A 17,498-nucleotide genomic window follows, 5' to 3' on the forward strand; every position below is an offset into this window, starting at 1 on the left:
GCGCAGGGAGTTTGCAGGCATGCGTGAGGATGACCCTGCCCGTTTCGGGCCATTCAGCCTCACAAGGAAAATCAGCATGACCAACGAAGAAGTTCTGCAAACCCTCGCCCACCTGGTCGGCACCCGCTACGTGCCGGAGCTGAAAGGCACCATCTGCGCCCTCACCGGGCGCACTCGCGTGGTTGGCCCCAACGAGATGTCCACCCGCGACTACGACGCCGAGCGCATCCAGATCAAGGCCGACGCCGACCTGATGATCCAGAGTTTCGCCTTCAACTGACCCTGCTGCAGCCCAAAAAAAACCCGCGTCCTTTCGGATGCGGGTTTTTTTTCAGGTCGCCGATCAATTACTTGATCTTGGCTTCCTTGTACACCACGTGCTTGCGAACAACCGGATCATATTTCTTGATCTCGATTTTGTCCGGGGTGGTGCGCTTGTTCTTGTCGGTGGTGTAGAAGTGGCCGGTACCGGCACTCGAAACCAGACGGATCAATTCACGCATGATGCTCTCCCTTAAACCTTGGCGCCAGCTTTACGGATGTCAACCAGAACGGCGTCGATGCCGCGCTTGTCGATGATACGCATGCCTTTGGCGGAAACGCGCAGACGCACGAAACGCTTCTCGGATTCAACCCAGAAACGGTGGTGCTGCAGGTTCGGCAGGAAACGACGACGGGTTTTGTTGTTTGCGTGGGAAATGTTGTTCCCGGTTACTGGACCCTTACCAGTAACTTGACAGACTCTCGACATGACTCAGCCCTCTAAAACCACATGCCCAACCCGGCATGGGTTGGCCGCTTAATCTCTCAGTCTTTGGCGCCTGGGCGCCGTGATTCTGGAGGCCTTATCGACCGGATCCGCTTATGCGACAGGCCGAGCCCCTAGAAAAGAGCGCTGCTTTATACCAGAAAGACTTGGCTGCAACAACAGTAGATGCACATTACCGCTAGCCAGAACGCGCCGGGCCAGCATAGCGGCAGGCCCCGCCAGTCGTCGACCGCTCGTCGCAAGATTTGCAAAAAAGGGTGTGGTCATTTGCCGGCGGGCGCACTAGGGTAGGCCTTTTACAGACTGCACTGGCAGATGGGCCACTGACAGCCAAGGAGCCACCATGCGTGCCGCCGCACTTTCCTTATTGTTCACCTCCCTGTTCGCCGCCGGCGTTGCCCAGGCCGCTCCGCTGAGCGTTTGCAGCGAGGCCAGCCCCGAAGGCTTCGACGTGGTGCAGTACAATTCGCTCACCACCACCAACGCCACCGCCGACGTGCTGATGAACCGCCTGGTGGAGTTCGATGCGGCGCAAGGCAAGGTGGTGCCGAGCCTGGCGACCAGCTGGACGGTATCGGCCGACGGCCTGGTGTATGACTTCACCCTGCGCGATGACGTCAAGTTTCATAGCACCCCCTACTTCAAGCCAAGCCGCAAGCTGAATGCCGACGACGTGCTGTTCAGCTTCCAGCGCATGCTCTACCCGGCCCATGCCTGGCACAAGACTGCGCCGGGCGGCTACCCGCATGCCCAATCGCTGCAGCTGGGCAGCCTGATCAAGGCGATCGAGGCACCGTCGCCGAACACCGTGCGCTTCACCCTCAGCCACCCGGACGCCACCTTCCTGGCCACCCTGAGCATGGGCTTCGCCTCGATCTACTCCGCCGAATACGCCGACAAGCTGCTCAAGGCCGGCACACCGGAAAAGCTCAACAACCAACCGATCGGCACCGGGCCGTTCGTGTTCCAGCGTTTCCAGAAAGACGCCGTGGTGCGCTACCGCGCCAACCCGGACTACTTCGCCGGCAAGCCGGCGGTCGACCCGCTGATCTTCGCCATCACCACCGATGCCAACGTGCGCCTGCAGAAGCTCAAGCGTGGCGAGTGCCAGGTTGCCCTTTCGCCCAAGCCGTTGGACATTGTCGAAGCGGGCCAGGACGGTAACCTCAAGGCGGCCACCACCCCGGCATTCATGACAGCCTTCGTCGCCATCAACACCCAGCACCCGCCGCTGGACAAAGCGGAAGTGCGCCAGGCGATCAACCTGGCCTTCGACAGGCAAGCCTACCTCAAGGCCGTGTTCGAAGACTCTGCTGTGGCGGCCAACGGCCCCTACCCGCCCAACACCTGGAGCTACGCCAAGGACCTGCCCGGCTACCCGCTGGACCTGAAGAAAGCCAAGGCCCTGCTGGCCAAGGCCGGGCTGGCCGAAGGCTTCAGTACCACCATCTGGACCCGTCCCTCGGGAAGCCTGCTCAATCCCAACCCCAGCCTTGGCGCGCAGATGCTGCAAGCCGACCTGGCGAAGATTGGCGTGAAAGCGGAGATCCGCGTGATCGAGTGGGGCGAACTGATACGCCGCGCCAAGGCCGGCGAGCATGACTTGCTGTTCATGGGCTGGGCGGGCGACAACGGCGACCCGGACAACTTCCTCAGCCCGCAGTTTTCCTGTGCGGCGGTCGAGTCAGGGACCAACTTCGCACGCTTCTGCGACAGCCGCCTCGACCAGCTGATCAGCGCCGGCCGCACCACTAACGACCAGAGCGTGCGCAGCCGGCTGTACCAGCAGGCGCAGACACTGATCCAGCAGCAGGCGCTGTGGGTGCCACTGGCGCACCCGACGGCGGCGACCTTGCTGCGCCAAGGCGTCGAGGGGTACCAGGTGAGCCCGTTCGGGCGGCTGGATTTCAGCAAGGTGACAGTGATCAAGTAAGCCTGTACCGGCCTCTTCGCGGGTAAACCCGCTCCTACAGTGACAGCGCCAGTCTGGCAGTTGACGCTACCCTGTAGGAGCGGGTTCACCCGCGAAAGGGCCGACACTGGCGGCACAAGTTCCATAGGCTTCTTCAGACCACAATCCACCCATGCTCGACCATCGACAACGGCTCCCCATCACCAATGATGATGTGATCCAGCACCCGCACATCGATCAACGCCAACCCCCGCTTCAACGACAGGGTCAAATGCACATCGTCCTGACTCGGTTCACTGATCCCTGAAGGATGGTTGTGGCACAGGATCAATGCCGCAGCGTTGTGCACCAACGCCCGCCGCACCACCTCTCGCGGATAGACACTCGCCCGATCTATCGTGCCCCTGAACAGGATCTCAAATGCCAGTGGCCGGTGCTTGGTATCGAGAAACAGACACCCGAACACCTCGCTGGCCTCATGCCTGAGCATGGCTTTCAAGTAGCGTCGCACCGCTGCCGGGCTGTCCATGGCAGACTCCCGCTCAATCGACGTTGCAAGGTGCCTGCGGCCAATCTCAAGCAGTGCCTGCAGCTGGCTGTACCTTACCGGGCCCAACCCAAGCTCGCCGACGAAGGCCTCGCGGTCGGCCTCCAGCAACCGGCGCAAGCTGCCGAACTTCACCAACAAGCCTCGCGAAAGCTCCACGACATTACACCCACGTACGCCTGAGCCGAGAAAAACGGCCAGCAGCTCCGTATCTGTCAGGCTCCCTGCCCCTCGCTGCAACAACTTCTCCCTAGGCCGTTCTTCCGCCGGCCACTCCCTGATGTTCATTCCACCCCTGCCTTTGCTGCGGCCCATTTCGGCCCTGTGTTAATCTATTTCGCCTCGTACATGCGACGTTCCGCCGCAGGCATTTTCAAACGTCGCCGCCCGCTCTCACTGGAAAAAGGCAAGCCTATGCAGCGGCTGTATCGCAAGCGCATCGTTCTCGGCGTGGGTGGCGGCATTGCCGCCTACAAAAGCGCCGAGCTGATTCGCCGTCTCCTCGAGCACGGCGCGCAGGTGCGCGTCGTCATGACCCGGGGTGGTGCCGAATTCATCACCCCGCTGACCCTGCAGGCGCTGTCGGGCCACCCGGTGCACATGGACCTGCTCGACCCGGCCGCAGAAGCAGCCATGGGCCATATCGAACTGGCCAAGTGGGCGGACCTGGTGTTGATCGCCCCAGCCACCGCCGACCTCATGGCACGCATGGCCCAAGGCATGGCAGACGACCTGCTGACCACGCTGGTGCTGGCCACTGACGCCACCGTCGCCGTGGCGCCGGCGATGAACCAGGCCATGTGGCGTGACCCGGCCACCCAAGCCAACCTCGAGCTGCTCAAGAGCCGTGGCATTCAGGTGTTCGGCCCGGCATCCGGCAGCCAGGCCTGTGGCGACGTCGGTCTGGGGCGCATGCTCGAAGCCACCGACCTGGCCTGGTGCGCCGCGGAAAGCTTCAAGCGCCAGGCACTGACCGGCAAGCACGTGCTGATCACCGCCGGGCCGACCCAGGAAAACATCGACCCGGTGCGCTACATCACCAATCATAGCTCCGGCAAGATGGGCTTCGCCCTGGCCGAAGCGGCCGCCGAAGCAGGGGCTCGGGTGACCCTCGTCACGGGCCCTGTGCACTTGCCAACCCCTGACCGGGTCAGCCGCATCGACGTCGTCAGCGCGCGGGACATGCTCGCGGCCTGTGAAGCGGCCATGCCGTGCGACCTGTTCATTGCCTCGGCAGCGGTTGCGGACTACCGCCCCGAAGTGGTTGCCACACAAAAACTGAAGAAAGATCCTACGACCGGCGACGGCATGCTGCTGCAGATGGTGCGTAATCCCGATATCCTTGCCACCATTGCTGGCCGCGCCGACCGCCCGTTCAGCGTCGGCTTTGCCGCCGAAACCGAGCACCTGCTCGATTACGCCACGCGCAAGCTCAAGGACAAGAACCTCGACCTGATCGTCGCCAATGATGTGGCCAACCCCAGCATCGGCTTCAACAGCGAAGAAAACGCCTTGACCGTGATCGACCGCCAGCAGCACCAGACCCTCTTCGCGCAGACCAGCAAGGGCAAGATCGCCCGGCAACTGGTCGCCTTCATCGCCGAACGGCTCAACCAGGTTCAGTAAGTTACATGCACGCTCTTCAAGCCAAGATCCTCGACCCACGCCTGGGCAGCGAATTCCCGCTACCCGCATACGCCACCCCCGGCTCCGCCGGCCTCGACCTGCGCGCCCTGCTCAAGGAAGACACCATCCTCGAACCGGGCCAGACCGTTCTGATTCCTACCGGCCTGTCGATCTACATCGGCGACCCGAGCCTGGCGGCAGTCATCCTGCCGCGCTCGGGCCTGGGCCATAAGCACGGCATCGTGCTGGGCAACCTGGTCGGCCTGATCGATTCGGACTACCAGGGCGAACTGATGGTGTCGTGCTGGAACCGCGGCAACACACCGTTCACCATCGCGGTTGGCGAGCGCATCGCCCAGCTGGTGCTGGTACCGGTGGTGCAGGCTCACTTCGACATCGTCGAAGCGTTCGACGAAAGCCAGCGTGGCGCTGGCGGCTTTGGTCACTCCGGCAGCCACTGAGCCAGCAAATGACCGTTCAGGCCAAGGATGGCGAACTCTCTGGCGAAACCACCGTCCAAGCGTTCAGTTTGCGCCTGCCCAGAAAGCCTTTGACTAATGGAGCTTCCAGAGATGAACGACATGGCCCACCTGGTCCCCGCCGCATTGCCCGACAGCATTTTCCGCGCATATGACATACGCGGCGTGGTCGGCAAGACCCTTCACGCCGAAACCGCCTACTGGATCGGCCGCGCCATCGGCGCGCAAAGCCTGGCCCAGGGCGAACCGCAGGTTTCGGTAGGGCGCGATGGCCGCCTGTCGGGCCCGATGCTGGTGGAACAGCTGATCAAAGGCCTGGTCGATTCGGGCTGCCACGTCAGCGACGTCGGCCTGGTGCCTACCCCGGCGCTGTATTACGCAGCCAACGTGCTGGCCGGCAAGTCCGGTGTGATGCTGACCGGCAGCCACAACCCGTCGGACTACAACGGCTTCAAGATCGTCATCGCCGGCGACACCTTGGCCAACGAACAGATCCAGGCCCTGCTGACCCGCCTGAAAACCAACGACCTGACCCTGGCCCAAGGCCGCGTGGAAAAGGTCGATATCCTCGGCCGCTACTTCCAGCAGATCGTCGGCGACGTGAAGCTGGCGAAAAAACTCAAGGTGGTGGTGGACTGCGGCAACGGCGCCGCTGGCGTGGTTGCACCGCAACTGATCGAAGCCCTGGGCTGCGAAGTGATCCCGCTGTTCTGCGAGGTCGACGGCAACTTCCCCAACCACCACCCGGACCCGGGCAAGCCGGAAAACCTCGAGGACCTGATCGCCAAGGTCAAGGAAACCGGTGCCGATATCGGCCTGGCCTTCGACGGTGACGGCGACCGCGTCGGCGTAGTGACCAACACCGGCAGCATCGTCTACCCCGACCGCCTGCTGATGCTGTTTGCCCAGGACGTGCTGTCGCGCAACCCGGGCGCCGAGATCATCTTCGACGTCAAATGCACCCGCCGCCTGACCCCATTGATCGAACAGCACGGTGGCCGCGCCTTGATGTGGAAAACCGGCCATTCGCTGATCAAGAAAAAGATGAAGCAGACCGGTTCGCTGCTGGCAGGCGAGATGAGCGGTCACATCTTCATCAAGGAACGCTGGTACGGTTTTGACGACGGCATCTATAGCGCCGCGCGCCTGCTGGAGATCCTCAGCAAGACCGAGCAGAGCGCCGAAAACCTGTTTGCCGCCTTCCCGAACGATATTTCCACGCCGGAAATCAATATTGATGTGACCGACGAGGGTAAATTCAGCATCATTGATGCACTGCAACGCGACGCCGACTGGGGCGAAGCCAACCTGACCACCATCGACGGTGTGCGGGTCGACTACGCCAACGGCTGGGGCCTGGTACGCGCCTCCAACACCACCCCGGTGCTGGTGCTGCGTTTCGAGGCCGACAGCGACGCCGAATTGCAACGTATCAAGGATGTTTTCCGCACCCAGTTGCTGCGGGTAGAGCCTGAGCTGCAACTGCCGTTCTGACCGACTATCTGTTCCTTACAGGAGCCCTGCATGACCCTCGATCGCGATGCCGCTTCCCATGTAGCCGAGGTTTTGTCCGAAGCACTGCCTTACATCCGCCGCTTTGTCGGCAAGACCCTGGTGATCAAGTACGGCGGCAACGCGATGGAGAGCGAGGAGCTCAAGACGGGCTTCGCCCGTGACATCGTGCTGATGAAGGCTGTGGGCATCAACCCGGTGGTAGTCCACGGCGGTGGCCCGCAGATCGGTGACCTGCTCAAGCGCCTGTCGATCGAAAGCCACTTCATCGACGGCATGCGCGTCACCGATTCGGCGACCATGGACGTTGTGGAGATGGTGCTGGGCGGCCAGGTCAACAAGGACATCGTCAACCTGATCAACCGCCACGGCGGCAGCGCCATCGGCCTGACCGGCAAGGACGCGGAGCTGATTCGCGCCCGCAAGCTGACTGTCAGCCGCCAGACGCCTGAGATGACCACTCCGGAAATCATCGACATCGGTCACGTTGGTGAAGTGGTGAGCGTGAACACCGACCTGTTGAACATGCTGGTGAAGGGCGACTTCATCCCGGTCATCGCGCCAATCGGCGTGGGCGCCAACGGTGAGTCGTACAACATCAACGCCGACCTGGTGGCGGGCAAGGTGGCCGAGGCGCTGAAGGCCGAGAAGCTGATGCTGCTGACCAACATCGCCGGCCTGATGGACAAGCAGGGCCAGGTCCTGACCGGCCTGACCACCGAGCAGGTCAACGAACTGATCGCTGACGGCACTATTTATGGTGGCATGCTGCCGAAGATCAAGTGCGCGCTGGATGCGGTGCAGGGCGGTGTCAACAGCTCGCACATCATCGATGGCCGCGTGCCGAATGCAGTGCTGCTGGAGATCTTCACCGACAGCGGCGTGGGCACCCTCATTACCAACCGCAAGCCGCGCTGATTGATCGGTTAGCCTGCACTGGCCTCTTCGCGGGTAAACCCGCTCCTACAAAGGGAATCGCCGACCTCGAGTCTGGCGCTGCTCCATGTAGGAGCGGGTTTACCCGCGAAAGGGCCAGATCAGGCGGCACAAAAAAAGGCGACCTTCTGAAGAAGGTCGCCTTTTTCATTCCTGGGCCAGGATCAGATCCCGTACTGCGCCCGGTAGGCCTCGACGGCCGGCAGATGCTGCTTCAGCTGCGGATCATCGGCCAGGAACTCCAGCACCTGGGTCAGCGAAACAATGCTGACCACCGGGATACCGAAGTCGCGTTCCACTTCCTGGATCGCCGACAGTTCGCCATTGCCGCGCTCTTCACGGTTCAGCGCGATCAGTACACCAGCGGCCTTGGCCTGCTGGGCGTTGATGATCTGCATGACCTCACGAATGGCGGTACCGGCAGTAATCACGTCGTCGATGATCAGCACGTCACCGGCCAGCGGCGCGCCGACCAGGCTGCCACCTTCACCATGGTCCTTGGCTTCCTTGCGGTTGAAGCACCATGGCACGTCCAGCTGATGCTGGTCGGCAAGGGCCACGGCGGTAGTCGCCGCCAAAGGGATACCCTTGTAGGCCGGGCCGAACAGCACATCGAACGGGATCTTGCTGTCGACGATGGCGGCGGCGTAGCAACGCCCTAGCTCAGCCAGTGCGGAGCCGGTGTTGAACAAGCCGGCATTGAAGAAATACGGGCTGGTACGCCCCGATTTCAGGGTGAATTCACCGAAACGCAGTACCCCGCGATCGATGGCAAAACGGATAAAGTCGCGCTGATACGGCTGCATGAATAGTCCCGGACACCACGGATTTAGCTAAATGGGTTGAGCTCGGGTATCATACACGCACGAGATTTATGGGGCCATTTATGCGGATCATCAGTGTGAACGTAAATGGCATTCAGGCTGCGGCCGAGCGTGGTTTGCTCAGCTGGCTGCAAGCCCAGAATGCCGACGTCATCTGCCTTCAGGATACCCGCGCCTCGGCCTTTGAACTCGACGACCCAGCTTTCCAGCTCGATGGCTATTTCCTTTATGCCTGCGACGCGGAGGTGCCTGCCCAAGGTGGTGTGGCCCTTTACTCGCGCATGCAGCCCAAGGCAGTCATCACCGGCCTGGGCTTCGAGACAGCCGACCGCTACGGGCGTTACCTGCAAGCAGATTTCGACAAAGTCAGTATTGCCAGCCTGCTGCTGCCTTCGGGCATGAACGGCGACGAAGACTTGAACCAGAAATTCAAGTTGATGGACGACTTCGCCAAGTACCTGGACAAGCAGCGCCGCAAGCGTCGCGAATACATCTATTGCGGCTCGTTCTACGTGGCGCAGCAGAAGCTCGACATCAAGAATTGGCGTGACAGCCAGCAGTCGCCGGGCTTCCTGGCGCCAGAACGCGCCTGGATGGATGCGATCACTGGTGAGATGGGGTATGTCGATGCCTTGCGCGAAGTCAGCCGTGAAGGCGACCAGTACAGCTGGTGGCCGGACAATGAGCAGGCCGAGATGCTCAACCTGGGGTACCGGTTCGACTACCAGATCCTGACCCCGGGCCTGCGCCGCTTCGTGCGCAACGCTCGCCTGCCGCGTCAGCCACGCTTCTCCCAGCATGCGCCGCTGATCGTCGACTACGACTGGACGCTGACCATCTAAAAGGCCATTGGGGCTGCGTTGCAGCCCTAATGGTTATTTGATCGGCCGCCAGATCATCGGGTAGCGATAAGGCTTGCCCTCATTCGCCCGCACCGCCGCAATGATGATCAATATCATCACTGCCACCGTGAGCATGGCAAACAGCACCAGCCCGATAAACACGAACATCAGCAGGAAGCAGATGAACCCGGCAATGGTCACGCTGATTTGAAAGTTCAGCGCCTCTTTGCCCTGGGCGTCGATAAAAGGGTCTTGCTCGCGCTTGAGGTGCCAGAGCACCAGCGGGCCCAGCAGGTGCCCGAGCGGCACTACCAAGCCCAACAGCGCGGAGAGGTGGCAGAACATCGCCCATTGCCGGATTTCGGCATTGGGCGGGGTGATCGACAGGTTCGAATCGCTCATGCCCCGCACCTCCTAGGCTGGCTTCAGTCAGCCAGTGCTGCCTGCTGCAGCTCGAAAATCTCGTTAATGCCCTTCTGCGCCAAAGCGAGCATGGCGTTGAAATCTTCCGGCTGGAACGGTGCGCCTTCGGCAGTACCCTGCACTTCGATGAAACCACCAGCGCTGGTCATGACCACATTCAGGTCGGTTTCGGCTGCGGAGTCTTCCAGGTAGTCCAGGTCGAGCACCGCTTCGCCCTGGTACATGCCTACCGACACGGCAGCGATCATGTGCTTGAGCGGGTTGCCGCCCTTGAGGCCGCCGCGCTTCTTGATGACTGCCAAAGCGTCGCACAAGGCAACCATGGCGCCGGTGATGGACGCGGTACGGGTACCGCCATCGGCCTGGATCACGTCGCAATCGACGTACAGGGTGATGTCACCGAGCTTGCTCATGTCCAGCGCGGCGCGCAGCGAACGGCCGATCAGGCGCTGGATTTCCAGAGTGCGGCCACCCTGCTTGCCACGGCTGGCTTCGCGCTGGTTACGTTCGCCGGTGGAGCGCGGCAGCATGCCATACTCGGCGGTCAGCCAGCCTTGGCCCTGGCCTTTGAGGAAGCGCGGTACACCGTTTTCAACGCTGACCGTGCAGATGACTTTGGTGTCACCGAACTCGACCAGTACCGACCCTTCGGCGTGCTTGGTGTAGTTGCGGGTGATGCGGATCGAGCGGAGCTGATCGGCAACGCGACCACTTGGACGTTTCATCTGGGATACCTGTACTGGGACTTTGAATCTGCCGAGCATTATAGAGCCCGCAGCCCGGGGAAGACATGCCTATTGTCGCGCCCGGCACAGCCCGTCGCCTTTTCCTACCGCAGTACCCCCCGTCGGTAACATAGACGGATTGGGCGCCACGGCGACACTGCGCTACAATCCTGCGCCTTGCAGCCGAGAGGCTCCCACCGTTCATTCATTACGCGAGGTACTCCCCATGGTGCACAGCATGACCGCTTTTGCTCGTGTCGAGCGCGCCGGTAGCCAAGGCACCCTGGTCTGGGAACTGCGTTCGGTCAACCACCGTTACCTGGAGCCGCACCTGCGCCTGCCCGAGGCCCTGCGCGACCTCGAAGGCGGCGTACGTGAAGGCCTGCGCCAGGGCCTGTCACGCGGCAAGGTGGAATGCACCTTGCGCCTCAACGAAGACAGCAATGGCAAACCGCTGAAAGTGGACCATGAGCGCGCCGCGCAACTGGTTGCCGCCGCCGAGGAAGTGGCTGGCCTGATCAAGCAGCCGGCCCCCCTGAACCCGCTGGAAGTGCTGTCATGGCCAGGCGTGCTGGTGGCCGACACCAGCGACCCCCAGGCACTGAACGCCGAAGCCATGGCGCTGTTCGACGAAGCGCTGGCCGAACTCAAGGCCGGGCGCCAGCGCGAAGGCCAGGAACTGGCCCGGCTGATCAACGAACGCCTGGACAACATGGCCAGCGAAGTCACTACCCTGCGCGCCCTGGTGCCGCAGATGCTGGCGGCGCAGCGGCAGAAGATTCTCGACCGCTTCGGCGACATGCAAGCCGAACTGGACCCACAGCGCCTGGAGCAGGAGATGGTACTGCTGGCCCAGAAAAGCGACGTGGCAGAGGAACTCGACCGCCTCAGCACTCACGTCACCGAAGTGCGCCGCGTGCTCAAGGGTGGCGGCGCCGCTGGCCGGCGCCTGGACTTCCTGATGCAGGAACTCAACCGCGAGGCCAACACCCTCGGCTCCAAGGCCTTCGACCCACGCAGCACGCAAGCGGCGGTCAACCTGAAGGTATTGATCGAACAGATGCGTGAACAAGTACAGAACATCGAGTAAGGCCACCCCGACCATGAACCACAGCAGCGGCACCCTCTACATCGTTTCGGCCCCCTCGGGTGCCGGCAAGACCAGCCTGGTCACCGCCCTGACCAAAGACGACCAGCAGATCCGCGTCTCGGTCTCGCACACCACCCGCGCCATGCGCCCGGGCGAACAGCATGGGGTGAACTATCACTTCGTCGTCCACGAGGAATTCAAGGCGCTGATCGCGCAAGGTGACTTTCTGGAGCATGCCGAAGTGTTCGGCAACTTCTACGGCACTTCACGCAGCGCGCTGCAGCAGACCCTGGACCAGGGCTACGACCTGATTCTGGAAATCGACTGGCAAGGTGCCCAGCAAGTGCGCAAGCTGATGCCACAGGCGCTGTCGGTGTTCATCCTGCCTCCAAGCCAGGAGGCGCTTCGCCACCGCCTGGACGGACGCGGGCAGGACAGCGAAGAGATCATTGCCGGGCGCATGAAGGAAGCGGTCAGCGAGATGGTGCACTACGACGAGTATGACTACGTAATCATCAATGATGATTTCGACACGGCGCTGGCAGACTTGAAAGCAGTGTTCCGCTCGAATCGGCTGCTGCTGAAGAAGCAGCAGCAGCGTCATGCGGCATTGCTCAAGCAAATGATCGGCTGAAGATCGATGGGGCTGCATTGCAGCCCTTCGCGGGCACGCCCGCTCCCCGGGTTAATCACTGCCTTGAGGCTTGTGCCGCACCTGTGGGAGCGGGCGTGCCCGCGAAGGGCCGCAGGGCGGCCCCAATGGTTTAGTCCTGCAGCGGCAAGGTAGCCTGCTGACGCAGGGTAGCCCCGAGGAAGTACGCCGGCGCACGCATGCGCGACAGCATCATCAGGCCGATGCCAAGCACCGAAATGATCGCAGCAATCACGAACACCAGCCCCAGCCCGCCCACATGCGAGCCGCTGCCGAAGTCCGGCGAAGCACTGTCGATGGCGGTGCGCACGAAGATCACCGACAAGATGACACCCCCCACCAGCGGGCACAGGCCGCGCATGATGAAGTGGCGCAGGCTGTCGAACAGGCTGCCGCGGAAATACCAGACGCAGGCAAACGCGGTCAGCGAATAGTAGAAGCAGATCATCATGCCCAATGCCGTGATGGTATCTGCCAGCACGTTCTCGCTCAGCGTACGCATGGTCACGTAGAACAGGCCTGCGGCCAGGCCGGCGCAAATGGTGGCGTAGCGCGGCGTTTGCGAGCGCGGGCAGACGCTGGCGAATTTCTGCGGTACCGCACCGTAATAACCCATGGCCAACAGGGTGCGCGCCGGCGCCACGAAGGTGGACTGCAGCGAGGCCGCCGTACTGGCCAGCACGGCGATGGACATCAGGATCGCCAGCGGCCCCATGACCGGGCCGGCCAGGTGGGCAAAGACGTTCTCCTGGATGCGCGGGTTGTTCAGGCCCAGACCCGTTTCGCTGATACCGGCAAACTGCAGGGTGGCGATGGCGGTGAACAGGTACAGGCCCAGGATCAACATCACGGTCCATGTAGCGGCCTTGCCCGGCACCTCTTCGCTGCCCACCGACTCTTCACTGACGGTCAGGCATGTGTCCCAGCCCCAAAAGATGAAGATCGACAATGACAGGCCAGCGGCAAAGGCCGAGAACGACTCGACACCGAACGGGTTGAACCAGGCGAAATCGAACGCCAGCGGCGGCGGCGCGGTGGTGCCGCCGAAAGCGGCGAAAGCAAAGCCGATCAACACCAGCAACTGCAGGGCCACCAAGCCGTACTGCACAGTCATTGTGGTGGCGATACCCCTACAGCAGATCCACACTGCCAAGCCAATGAACACGCAACAGGTAACGATGTTGATCAACAGGTTGTCGGCCAACGCTGCCAGCTCATGCTTGCCGGTGATCTGGCCAAGGAACAGGTAGAAGAAGTCCACCGCCACACCTGCCAGGTTCGACAGCACGATCGTGGTGGCAACCACCAGTCCCCAGCCGCCGATCCAGCCGATCATCGGGCCGAATGCACGCGCCGACCAGGTAAACGAAGTACCGCTGTCCGGCTCCGCCGAGTTCAGCTCGCGATAGCCCAGGGCCACCAGCAGCATCGGCAAGAAGCCCACGATGAACACGGCCGGCAGGTGGGCGCCCACCTCACGCACGGTAGGGCCAAGGGCCCCGGTCAGGGTATAGACCGGGGCGATGGTGGAAATGCCCAGCACCACGCTGGCCAGCAGCCCCAATCGGCCCTTGGCCAGGCCTTTGCTGCGCTGAGTGTTGCCCGCGTCGGCCGCCACATCGGGTGGGCGGCCGGCTTCTGTGTAATTGCTCATGAGTATTTGCCGTAAATTTTGGAATTGTTTTAACAAGCCTTGGGTACAAGGCTCGCTTTCACTCATTGAAAGCTTGCTATCGGGGACGAGTCATCCGAGACCTTCGGCTGACGTCAGAATCATTCCTGCCGTGAGCCCTCCCGTGCTGCGTAGGCATTGCAGGCCTCGCGAAACGCCTGAAACAGACGCAGCGAGACCGGGTTTTCGTTGAAGCGCCACTCCGGGTGCCACTGCACCCCAAGCACAAAGCCCGGCGCCGCAGGCATGGACACCGCCTCGATCAGGCCATCCGGGGCCCGTGCCTCGACGCGCAGGCCCGGGGCCAGACGGTCGATGCCCTGGCTGTGCAACGAATTGACCTCGAACTGCGCCGCCAGGCCCAGGCGCTCGAACAACCCGCCAGGCTCGATACTGACCGAGTGGCGAGGGCTGTATTGCACCTCCAGGGGGGCATCCTCGGGTTCGCGGTGGTCAAGGTAGCCAGGCAGCTCCTGCACACGCTGGTGCAGGCTGCCGCCAAGGGCCACGTTCAGCTCCTGGTAGCCTCGGCAGATGCAGAATACGGGCACACCGACGGCAATGGCTGCCTGCAGCAGCGGCAGGGTCAGGCGATCACGCGCCAGATCATGCCGGGTACCCGCCACACTGGGGGCGCCATTGTAATGATGCGGCTCGATATTTGAAGGCGAGCCGGTAAAAACAATGCCGTGCAGGCGTGCCAGCAGCGCTTGCGTGTCGCTGCCGCCATCACGGGCCGGCAAGATCAGTGGCAAGCCGGCAAAGCCGGCTGCCTCGACATACTTGTCGCCGACCGTGTGCGAGGAGTTCTTCCCTACCTGCTGACGGCAGGCGCTGACACCGATCAAAGGGACCGCATTTGCGCTCATGGGCTTACACCGTGTGCAGGTACCAGTTGTACTCGAGGTCGGAAATCGACACTTCGAACTCGGCCAGTTCGCTTTCCTTGCAGGCCACGAAGATATCGATGTAGTCCGGGCTGATGTATTGGTTGAGGACTTCGCTGTCATCCAGCGCGCGCAGGGCATCGCGCAGGTTGTTCGGCAGGCTTTGCTCCAGCTGCTCGTAGGAGTTGCCTTCGATCGGCGCCTCGGGCTCGACCTTGTTGGTCAGGCCATGGTGAACGCCGGCAAGGATCGCCGCGAGCATCAGGTACGGGTTGGCATCGGCGCCGGCTACACGGTGCTCAAGGCGCACATTGTCGCTGCTGTCGGTGGGCACGCGTACGGCCACGGTGCGGTTGTCCAGGCCCCAGCTCGGCGCATTGGGCACGTAGAACTGCGCACCGAAGCGGCGGTAGGAGTTGATGTTGGGGCACAGGAAGGCCATCGACGCCGGCATGGTTTCCAGCACGCCACCGATGGCGTGGCGCAGCGTGTCGCTCTGCAGCGGATCGTCACTGGCGAAGATGTTCTTGCCGGTTTTCTTGTCCAGCAATGAAATGTGCACATGCAGGCCGTTGCCTGCCTGGCCCGGGTAGGGCTTGGCCATGAAGGTGGTGTCCATTTCATGGTCGTAGGCGACGTTCTTGATCAGGCGCTTGAGCAGGATCGCATAGTCGCAGGCCTTCAGCGGATCCGCCACGTGGTGCAAGTTGACCTCGAACTGCGCCGGGGCGCTTTCCTTGACGATGGCGTCGGCAGGCAGGCCCTGTTCCTTGGCTGCTTCGAGCATGTCCTGCAAGCAGTCGGCGTACTCGTCGAGGTCGTCGATCAGGTACACCTGGGTCGACTGCGGGCGCTTGCCGGAGATCGGCGAGCGCGGCGGCTGCGGGCGGCCGTTGAGGTTGTCCTGATCGATCAGGTAGAACTCCAGTTCGAACGCGGCGCAAATATCCAGGCCCAGGTCGTCGAACTTGCTCACCACCTGGCGCAGCACTTCACGCGGGTCGGCGAAGAACGGCTGGCCATCCAGCTCGTGCATGGTCATCAGCAGCTGGGCGGTGGGGCGCTTTTGCCACGGCTCGTCCGACAGCGTGCCGGGGATCGGGAAACAGATGCGGTCGGCGTCGCCGATGTCCAGGCCAAGGCCGGTGCTTTCGACAGTGGAACCGTTGATATCAAGGGCGAACAGCGATGCGGGCAGGTTGATGCCCTTCTCGTACACCTTGTGCAGGCTGGCCCGCTCGATGCGCTTGCCACGTACCACGCCATTCATGTCGGAGATCAGCAGGTCTACGTACTGCGTGTCCGGATGGGCCTGGAGGAAGTCATTCATCTCGCTGGAAGAACTGGCGCACGGGGTTACCGACGTCATGGTGTACATCCTTTGATGTGCTGCGGCGATGTGGGGATACGGCTGGCGCCTCACGGGCGACGATGGTTGCAGCTGTTGTTGTTTTCACTTTCCCATCGTGGGGACTGGTTACCCGACCGGGCGCATTGATTCCGGGGGGCCGTTTCACTATAAAATGGCCCAGACGCAACAGACATTGGCAATTTGGCAAGCAGAGCGTGCATCAATGCAATATCAGATAACCCACGCAGACCTCTCTCTGGTCCTGGCACTGGAACGTGGCCGCTCGCTGGCCAAAGCCGCCGAACTGCTCAAAGTCGACGTTTCGACCGTGTTCCGCTCGATCCGCCGATTGGAGTCGGCGCTGGGCACCGCCTTGTTCGTCAAGAGCCGAAAGGGCTATCTGCCGACTGACACCGCCCAGGCCTTGGCCGAGCAGGCCGAACGCGCCGAGCAGGCGCTGGAAGCGGCGCGCATTGCCATGACCAGCGGCGAGCAAGTGGTCAGCGGCACGGTGCGCCTGACCTGCACAGAGGCGGTGATGCACAGCCTGTTGCTGCCGGCGCTGGCCGAGTTCATGTCCAACTACCCGGCTTTGTCGCTGGAGATGGGCACCTCCAATACCTTCGCCAACCTCAGCCGGCGCGACGCCGACATCGCCCTGCGCCTGACCAACACACCTCCGGAGCACCTGGTGGGCCGCAACCTGGGTTCGACCTCCTATGTGGTCTGCGGCCAGCCACAGTGGCGAGAGCGCCTGAGCGAGTCCCCCGCCAGCGTGCCGTGGATCGCACCAGACGACTCGATGCAGGACCACCCTACGGTGGTCTGGCGCAACCAGCAACACCCGGGCCTGAGCCCGCGCTACCAGTGCAGCAGCATGTCGACCATCGCCCAGTTGGTAATGGCCGGCCTGGGCGTGGCAGCGCTCCCGGACTATATGGTGCATGCGCTGCCCGGGGTGGATGCACTCAGCGGCCCCCTGCCCGGCTGCGACACTCAGCTGTGGTTGCTGACCCGGCCGGATTGCCGGGCGTTGCGCTCGGTGCAGACCTTGTTCGAAGAGCTGACCCCGCGGTTGCGTGACGCGATGCTCTGAGGTTATCGTCAGGCTCATGCACTGAGGGTGTCTGTTCCGGCCCTTTCGCGGGTAAACCCGCCGCTACAAGCTACGCGACCCCTGTAGGAGCGGGTTCACCCGCGAAGAAGGCATCGCAGGGTTTGCAGCTACCGCCCGGCAAAACAGCGCTTCCC

General features: G+C 62.4%; 19 protein-coding genes. 10 read left to right on the plus strand and 9 right to left on the minus strand.

Features of this window, described 5'->3' with window-relative positions; translation table 11 throughout:
* The first annotated feature begins 76 nt into the window (after nucleotides 1–76).
* The gene (locus tag FQ668_RS25815) at nucleotides 77–280 is read left to right on the plus strand and encodes a hypothetical protein (RefSeq protein ID WP_003253508.1); all 204 of its coding nucleotides are present in this window, start codon (nucleotides 77–79) and stop codon (nucleotides 278–280) included.
* Nucleotides 281–347: 67 nt separating this feature from the next.
* Here the strand turns inward: FQ668_RS25815 and rpmG are convergent, their stop codons facing one another.
* Nucleotides 348–503 (minus strand): 50S ribosomal protein L33, encoded by a 156-nt coding sequence (gene rpmG / locus FQ668_RS25820; RefSeq protein ID WP_003253507.1) that lies wholly within the window; start codon nucleotides 501–503, stop codon nucleotides 348–350.
* Between the two features lie 11 nt (nucleotides 504–514).
* On the minus strand, nucleotides 515–751 hold the full coding sequence (rpmB, locus tag FQ668_RS25825; RefSeq protein WP_003253504.1) for a 50S ribosomal protein L28: 237 nt from the start codon (nucleotides 749–751) through the stop codon (nucleotides 515–517).
* Between the two features lie 361 nt (nucleotides 752–1,112).
* On the opposite strand from rpmB, the gene FQ668_RS25830 reads away from it, so the two are divergent.
* Complete coding sequence (locus tag FQ668_RS25830; protein ID WP_019436931.1) at nucleotides 1,113–2,702, plus strand: ABC transporter substrate-binding protein; 1,590 nt, start codon at nucleotides 1,113–1,115, stop codon at nucleotides 2,700–2,702.
* A gap of 133 nt (nucleotides 2,703–2,835) precedes the next feature.
* Here the strand turns inward: FQ668_RS25830 and radC are convergent, their stop codons facing one another.
* Nucleotides 2,836–3,516, minus strand: coding sequence for a DNA repair protein RadC (gene radC, locus FQ668_RS25835; protein WP_010955789.1), 681 nt, complete (start codon nucleotides 3,514–3,516; stop codon nucleotides 2,836–2,838).
* A 126-nt stretch (nucleotides 3,517–3,642) separates the two neighbouring features.
* Here radC and coaBC point away from each other — a divergent pair, with 126 nt between their 5' ends.
* The 4 genes from coaBC (at nucleotide 3,643) to argB (ending at nucleotide 7,763) form a co-directional block, all read left to right on the plus strand.
* Nucleotides 3,643–4,854: a bifunctional phosphopantothenoylcysteine decarboxylase/phosphopantothenate--cysteine ligase CoaBC gene (gene coaBC, locus FQ668_RS25840; protein ID WP_003253409.1), complete on the plus strand. Its 1,212-nt coding sequence runs from the start codon at nucleotides 3,643–3,645 to the stop codon at nucleotides 4,852–4,854.
* Nucleotides 4,855–4,859: 5 nt separating this feature from the next.
* On the plus strand, nucleotides 4,860–5,315 hold the full coding sequence (dut, locus tag FQ668_RS25845; RefSeq protein WP_019436930.1) for a dUTP diphosphatase: 456 nt from the start codon (nucleotides 4,860–4,862) through the stop codon (nucleotides 5,313–5,315).
* A 111-nt stretch (nucleotides 5,316–5,426) separates the two neighbouring features.
* Nucleotides 5,427–6,827, plus strand: coding sequence for a phosphomannomutase/phosphoglucomutase (locus tag FQ668_RS25850; protein WP_014592851.1), 1,401 nt, complete (start codon nucleotides 5,427–5,429; stop codon nucleotides 6,825–6,827).
* A 30-nt stretch (nucleotides 6,828–6,857) separates the two neighbouring features.
* A complete protein-coding gene (gene argB / locus FQ668_RS25855; RefSeq protein ID WP_004575216.1) occupies nucleotides 6,858–7,763 on the plus strand; it encodes an acetylglutamate kinase in 906 nt (301 codons plus the stop codon).
* 182 nt (nucleotides 7,764–7,945) lie between these two features.
* On the opposite strand, the gene pyrE is transcribed toward argB, so the two are convergent.
* Nucleotides 7,946–8,587 (minus strand): orotate phosphoribosyltransferase, encoded by a 642-nt coding sequence (gene pyrE / locus FQ668_RS25860; protein WP_003253405.1) that lies wholly within the window; start codon nucleotides 8,585–8,587, stop codon nucleotides 7,946–7,948.
* An 80-nt stretch (nucleotides 8,588–8,667) separates the two neighbouring features.
* Between pyrE and FQ668_RS25865 the strand changes: the two genes are divergently transcribed.
* Nucleotides 8,668–9,447, plus strand: a complete 780-nt coding sequence (locus tag FQ668_RS25865) for an exodeoxyribonuclease III (protein ID WP_003253401.1) — start codon at nucleotides 8,668–8,670, stop codon at nucleotides 9,445–9,447.
* A 33-nt stretch (nucleotides 9,448–9,480) separates the two neighbouring features.
* On the opposite strand, the gene FQ668_RS25870 is transcribed toward FQ668_RS25865, so the two are convergent.
* Nucleotides 9,481–9,849 carry a DUF4870 domain-containing protein gene (locus FQ668_RS25870; RefSeq protein WP_003253399.1) on the minus strand — a complete coding sequence of 123 codons (369 nt, stop codon included), beginning with the start codon at nucleotides 9,847–9,849 and terminating at the stop codon, nucleotides 9,481–9,483.
* Nucleotides 9,850–9,872: 23 nt separating this feature from the next.
* Nucleotides 9,873–10,595, minus strand: coding sequence for a ribonuclease PH (gene rph, locus FQ668_RS25875; RefSeq protein ID WP_014592853.1), 723 nt, complete (start codon nucleotides 10,593–10,595; stop codon nucleotides 9,873–9,875).
* Nucleotides 10,596–10,821: 226 nt separating this feature from the next.
* On the opposite strand from rph, the gene FQ668_RS25880 reads away from it, so the two are divergent.
* Both FQ668_RS25880 and gmk read left to right on the plus strand, forming a co-directional pair.
* The gene (locus FQ668_RS25880; protein ID WP_010955794.1) at nucleotides 10,822–11,685 is read left to right on the plus strand and encodes a YicC/YloC family endoribonuclease; all 864 of its coding nucleotides are present in this window, start codon (nucleotides 10,822–10,824) and stop codon (nucleotides 11,683–11,685) included.
* A 13-nt stretch (nucleotides 11,686–11,698) separates the two neighbouring features.
* The gene (gene gmk / locus FQ668_RS25885) at nucleotides 11,699–12,319 is read left to right on the plus strand and encodes a guanylate kinase (RefSeq protein ID WP_010955795.1); all 621 of its coding nucleotides are present in this window, start codon (nucleotides 11,699–11,701) and stop codon (nucleotides 12,317–12,319) included.
* 130 nt (nucleotides 12,320–12,449) lie between these two features.
* Here the strand turns inward: gmk and FQ668_RS25890 are convergent, their stop codons facing one another.
* The 3 genes from FQ668_RS25890 to FQ668_RS25900 all read right to left on the minus strand — a co-directional run bounded on the left by FQ668_RS25890 (nucleotide 12,450) and on the right by FQ668_RS25900 (nucleotide 16,265).
* Nucleotides 12,450–13,991: an APC family permease gene (locus FQ668_RS25890; protein ID WP_014592854.1), complete on the minus strand. Its 1,542-nt coding sequence runs from the start codon at nucleotides 13,989–13,991 to the stop codon at nucleotides 12,450–12,452.
* A gap of 119 nt (nucleotides 13,992–14,110) precedes the next feature.
* Nucleotides 14,111–14,878 (minus strand): gamma-glutamyl-gamma-aminobutyrate hydrolase family protein, encoded by a 768-nt coding sequence (locus FQ668_RS25895; protein WP_012054103.1) that lies wholly within the window; start codon nucleotides 14,876–14,878, stop codon nucleotides 14,111–14,113.
* A 4-nt stretch (nucleotides 14,879–14,882) separates the two neighbouring features.
* Nucleotides 14,883–16,265, minus strand: coding sequence for a glutamine synthetase family protein (locus tag FQ668_RS25900; RefSeq protein WP_003253387.1), 1,383 nt, complete (start codon nucleotides 16,263–16,265; stop codon nucleotides 14,883–14,885).
* Between the two features lie 205 nt (nucleotides 16,266–16,470).
* Between FQ668_RS25900 and FQ668_RS25905 the strand changes: the two genes are divergently transcribed.
* The gene (locus FQ668_RS25905) at nucleotides 16,471–17,343 is read left to right on the plus strand and encodes a LysR family transcriptional regulator (protein ID WP_003253385.1); all 873 of its coding nucleotides are present in this window, start codon (nucleotides 16,471–16,473) and stop codon (nucleotides 17,341–17,343) included.
* The last annotated feature ends 155 nt before the right edge of the window (nucleotides 17,344–17,498 follow it).

Origin of the sequence: Pseudomonas sp. Kh14 (genome assembly GCF_900291005.1) — a bacterium.
GTDB classification, from domain to species: Bacteria; Pseudomonadota; Gammaproteobacteria; order Pseudomonadales; family Pseudomonadaceae; genus Aquipseudomonas; species Aquipseudomonas alloputida.

What these genes read in the sequence shown, in the direction of transcription:
- FQ668_RS25870 (WP_003253399.1), bottom strand. Translation starts at nt 9,849, where the DNA reads ATGAGCGATTCGAACCTGTCGATCACCCCGCCCAATGCCGAAATCCGG.
- rpmB (WP_003253504.1), bottom strand. Translation starts at nt 751, where the DNA reads ATGTCGAGAGTCTGTCAAGTTACTGGTAAGGGTCCAGTAACCGGGAAC.
- pyrE (WP_003253405.1), bottom strand. Translation starts at nt 8,587, where the DNA reads ATGCAGCCGTATCAGCGCGACTTTATCCGTTTTGCCATCGATCGCGGG.
- coaBC (WP_003253409.1), top strand. Translation starts at nt 3,643, where the DNA reads ATGCAGCGGCTGTATCGCAAGCGCATCGTTCTCGGCGTGGGTGGCGGC.
- FQ668_RS25880 (WP_010955794.1), top strand. Translation starts at nt 10,822, where the DNA reads ATGGTGCACAGCATGACCGCTTTTGCTCGTGTCGAGCGCGCCGGTAGC.
- FQ668_RS25905 (WP_003253385.1), top strand. Translation starts at nt 16,471, where the DNA reads ATGCAATATCAGATAACCCACGCAGACCTCTCTCTGGTCCTGGCACTG.
- rph (WP_014592853.1), bottom strand. Translation starts at nt 10,595, where the DNA reads ATGAAACGTCCAAGTGGTCGCGTTGCCGATCAGCTCCGCTCGATCCGC.
- FQ668_RS25895 (WP_012054103.1), bottom strand. Translation starts at nt 14,878, where the DNA reads ATGAGCGCAAATGCGGTCCCTTTGATCGGTGTCAGCGCCTGCCGTCAG.
- FQ668_RS25865 (WP_003253401.1), top strand. Translation starts at nt 8,668, where the DNA reads ATGCGGATCATCAGTGTGAACGTAAATGGCATTCAGGCTGCGGCCGAG.
- FQ668_RS25890 (WP_014592854.1), bottom strand. Translation starts at nt 13,991, where the DNA reads ATGAGCAATTACACAGAAGCCGGCCGCCCACCCGATGTGGCGGCCGAC.
- FQ668_RS25830 (WP_019436931.1), top strand. Translation starts at nt 1,113, where the DNA reads ATGCGTGCCGCCGCACTTTCCTTATTGTTCACCTCCCTGTTCGCCGCC.
- dut (WP_019436930.1), top strand. Translation starts at nt 4,860, where the DNA reads ATGCACGCTCTTCAAGCCAAGATCCTCGACCCACGCCTGGGCAGCGAA.
- argB (WP_004575216.1), top strand. Translation starts at nt 6,858, where the DNA reads ATGACCCTCGATCGCGATGCCGCTTCCCATGTAGCCGAGGTTTTGTCC.
- radC (WP_010955789.1), bottom strand. Translation starts at nt 3,516, where the DNA reads ATGAACATCAGGGAGTGGCCGGCGGAAGAACGGCCTAGGGAGAAGTTG.
- FQ668_RS25900 (WP_003253387.1), bottom strand. Translation starts at nt 16,265, where the DNA reads ATGACGTCGGTAACCCCGTGCGCCAGTTCTTCCAGCGAGATGAATGAC.
- rpmG (WP_003253507.1), bottom strand. Translation starts at nt 503, where the DNA reads ATGCGTGAATTGATCCGTCTGGTTTCGAGTGCCGGTACCGGCCACTTC.
- FQ668_RS25815 (WP_003253508.1), top strand. Translation starts at nt 77, where the DNA reads ATGACCAACGAAGAAGTTCTGCAAACCCTCGCCCACCTGGTCGGCACC.
- gmk (WP_010955795.1), top strand. Translation starts at nt 11,699, where the DNA reads ATGAACCACAGCAGCGGCACCCTCTACATCGTTTCGGCCCCCTCGGGT.
- FQ668_RS25850 (WP_014592851.1), top strand. Translation starts at nt 5,427, where the DNA reads ATGAACGACATGGCCCACCTGGTCCCCGCCGCATTGCCCGACAGCATT.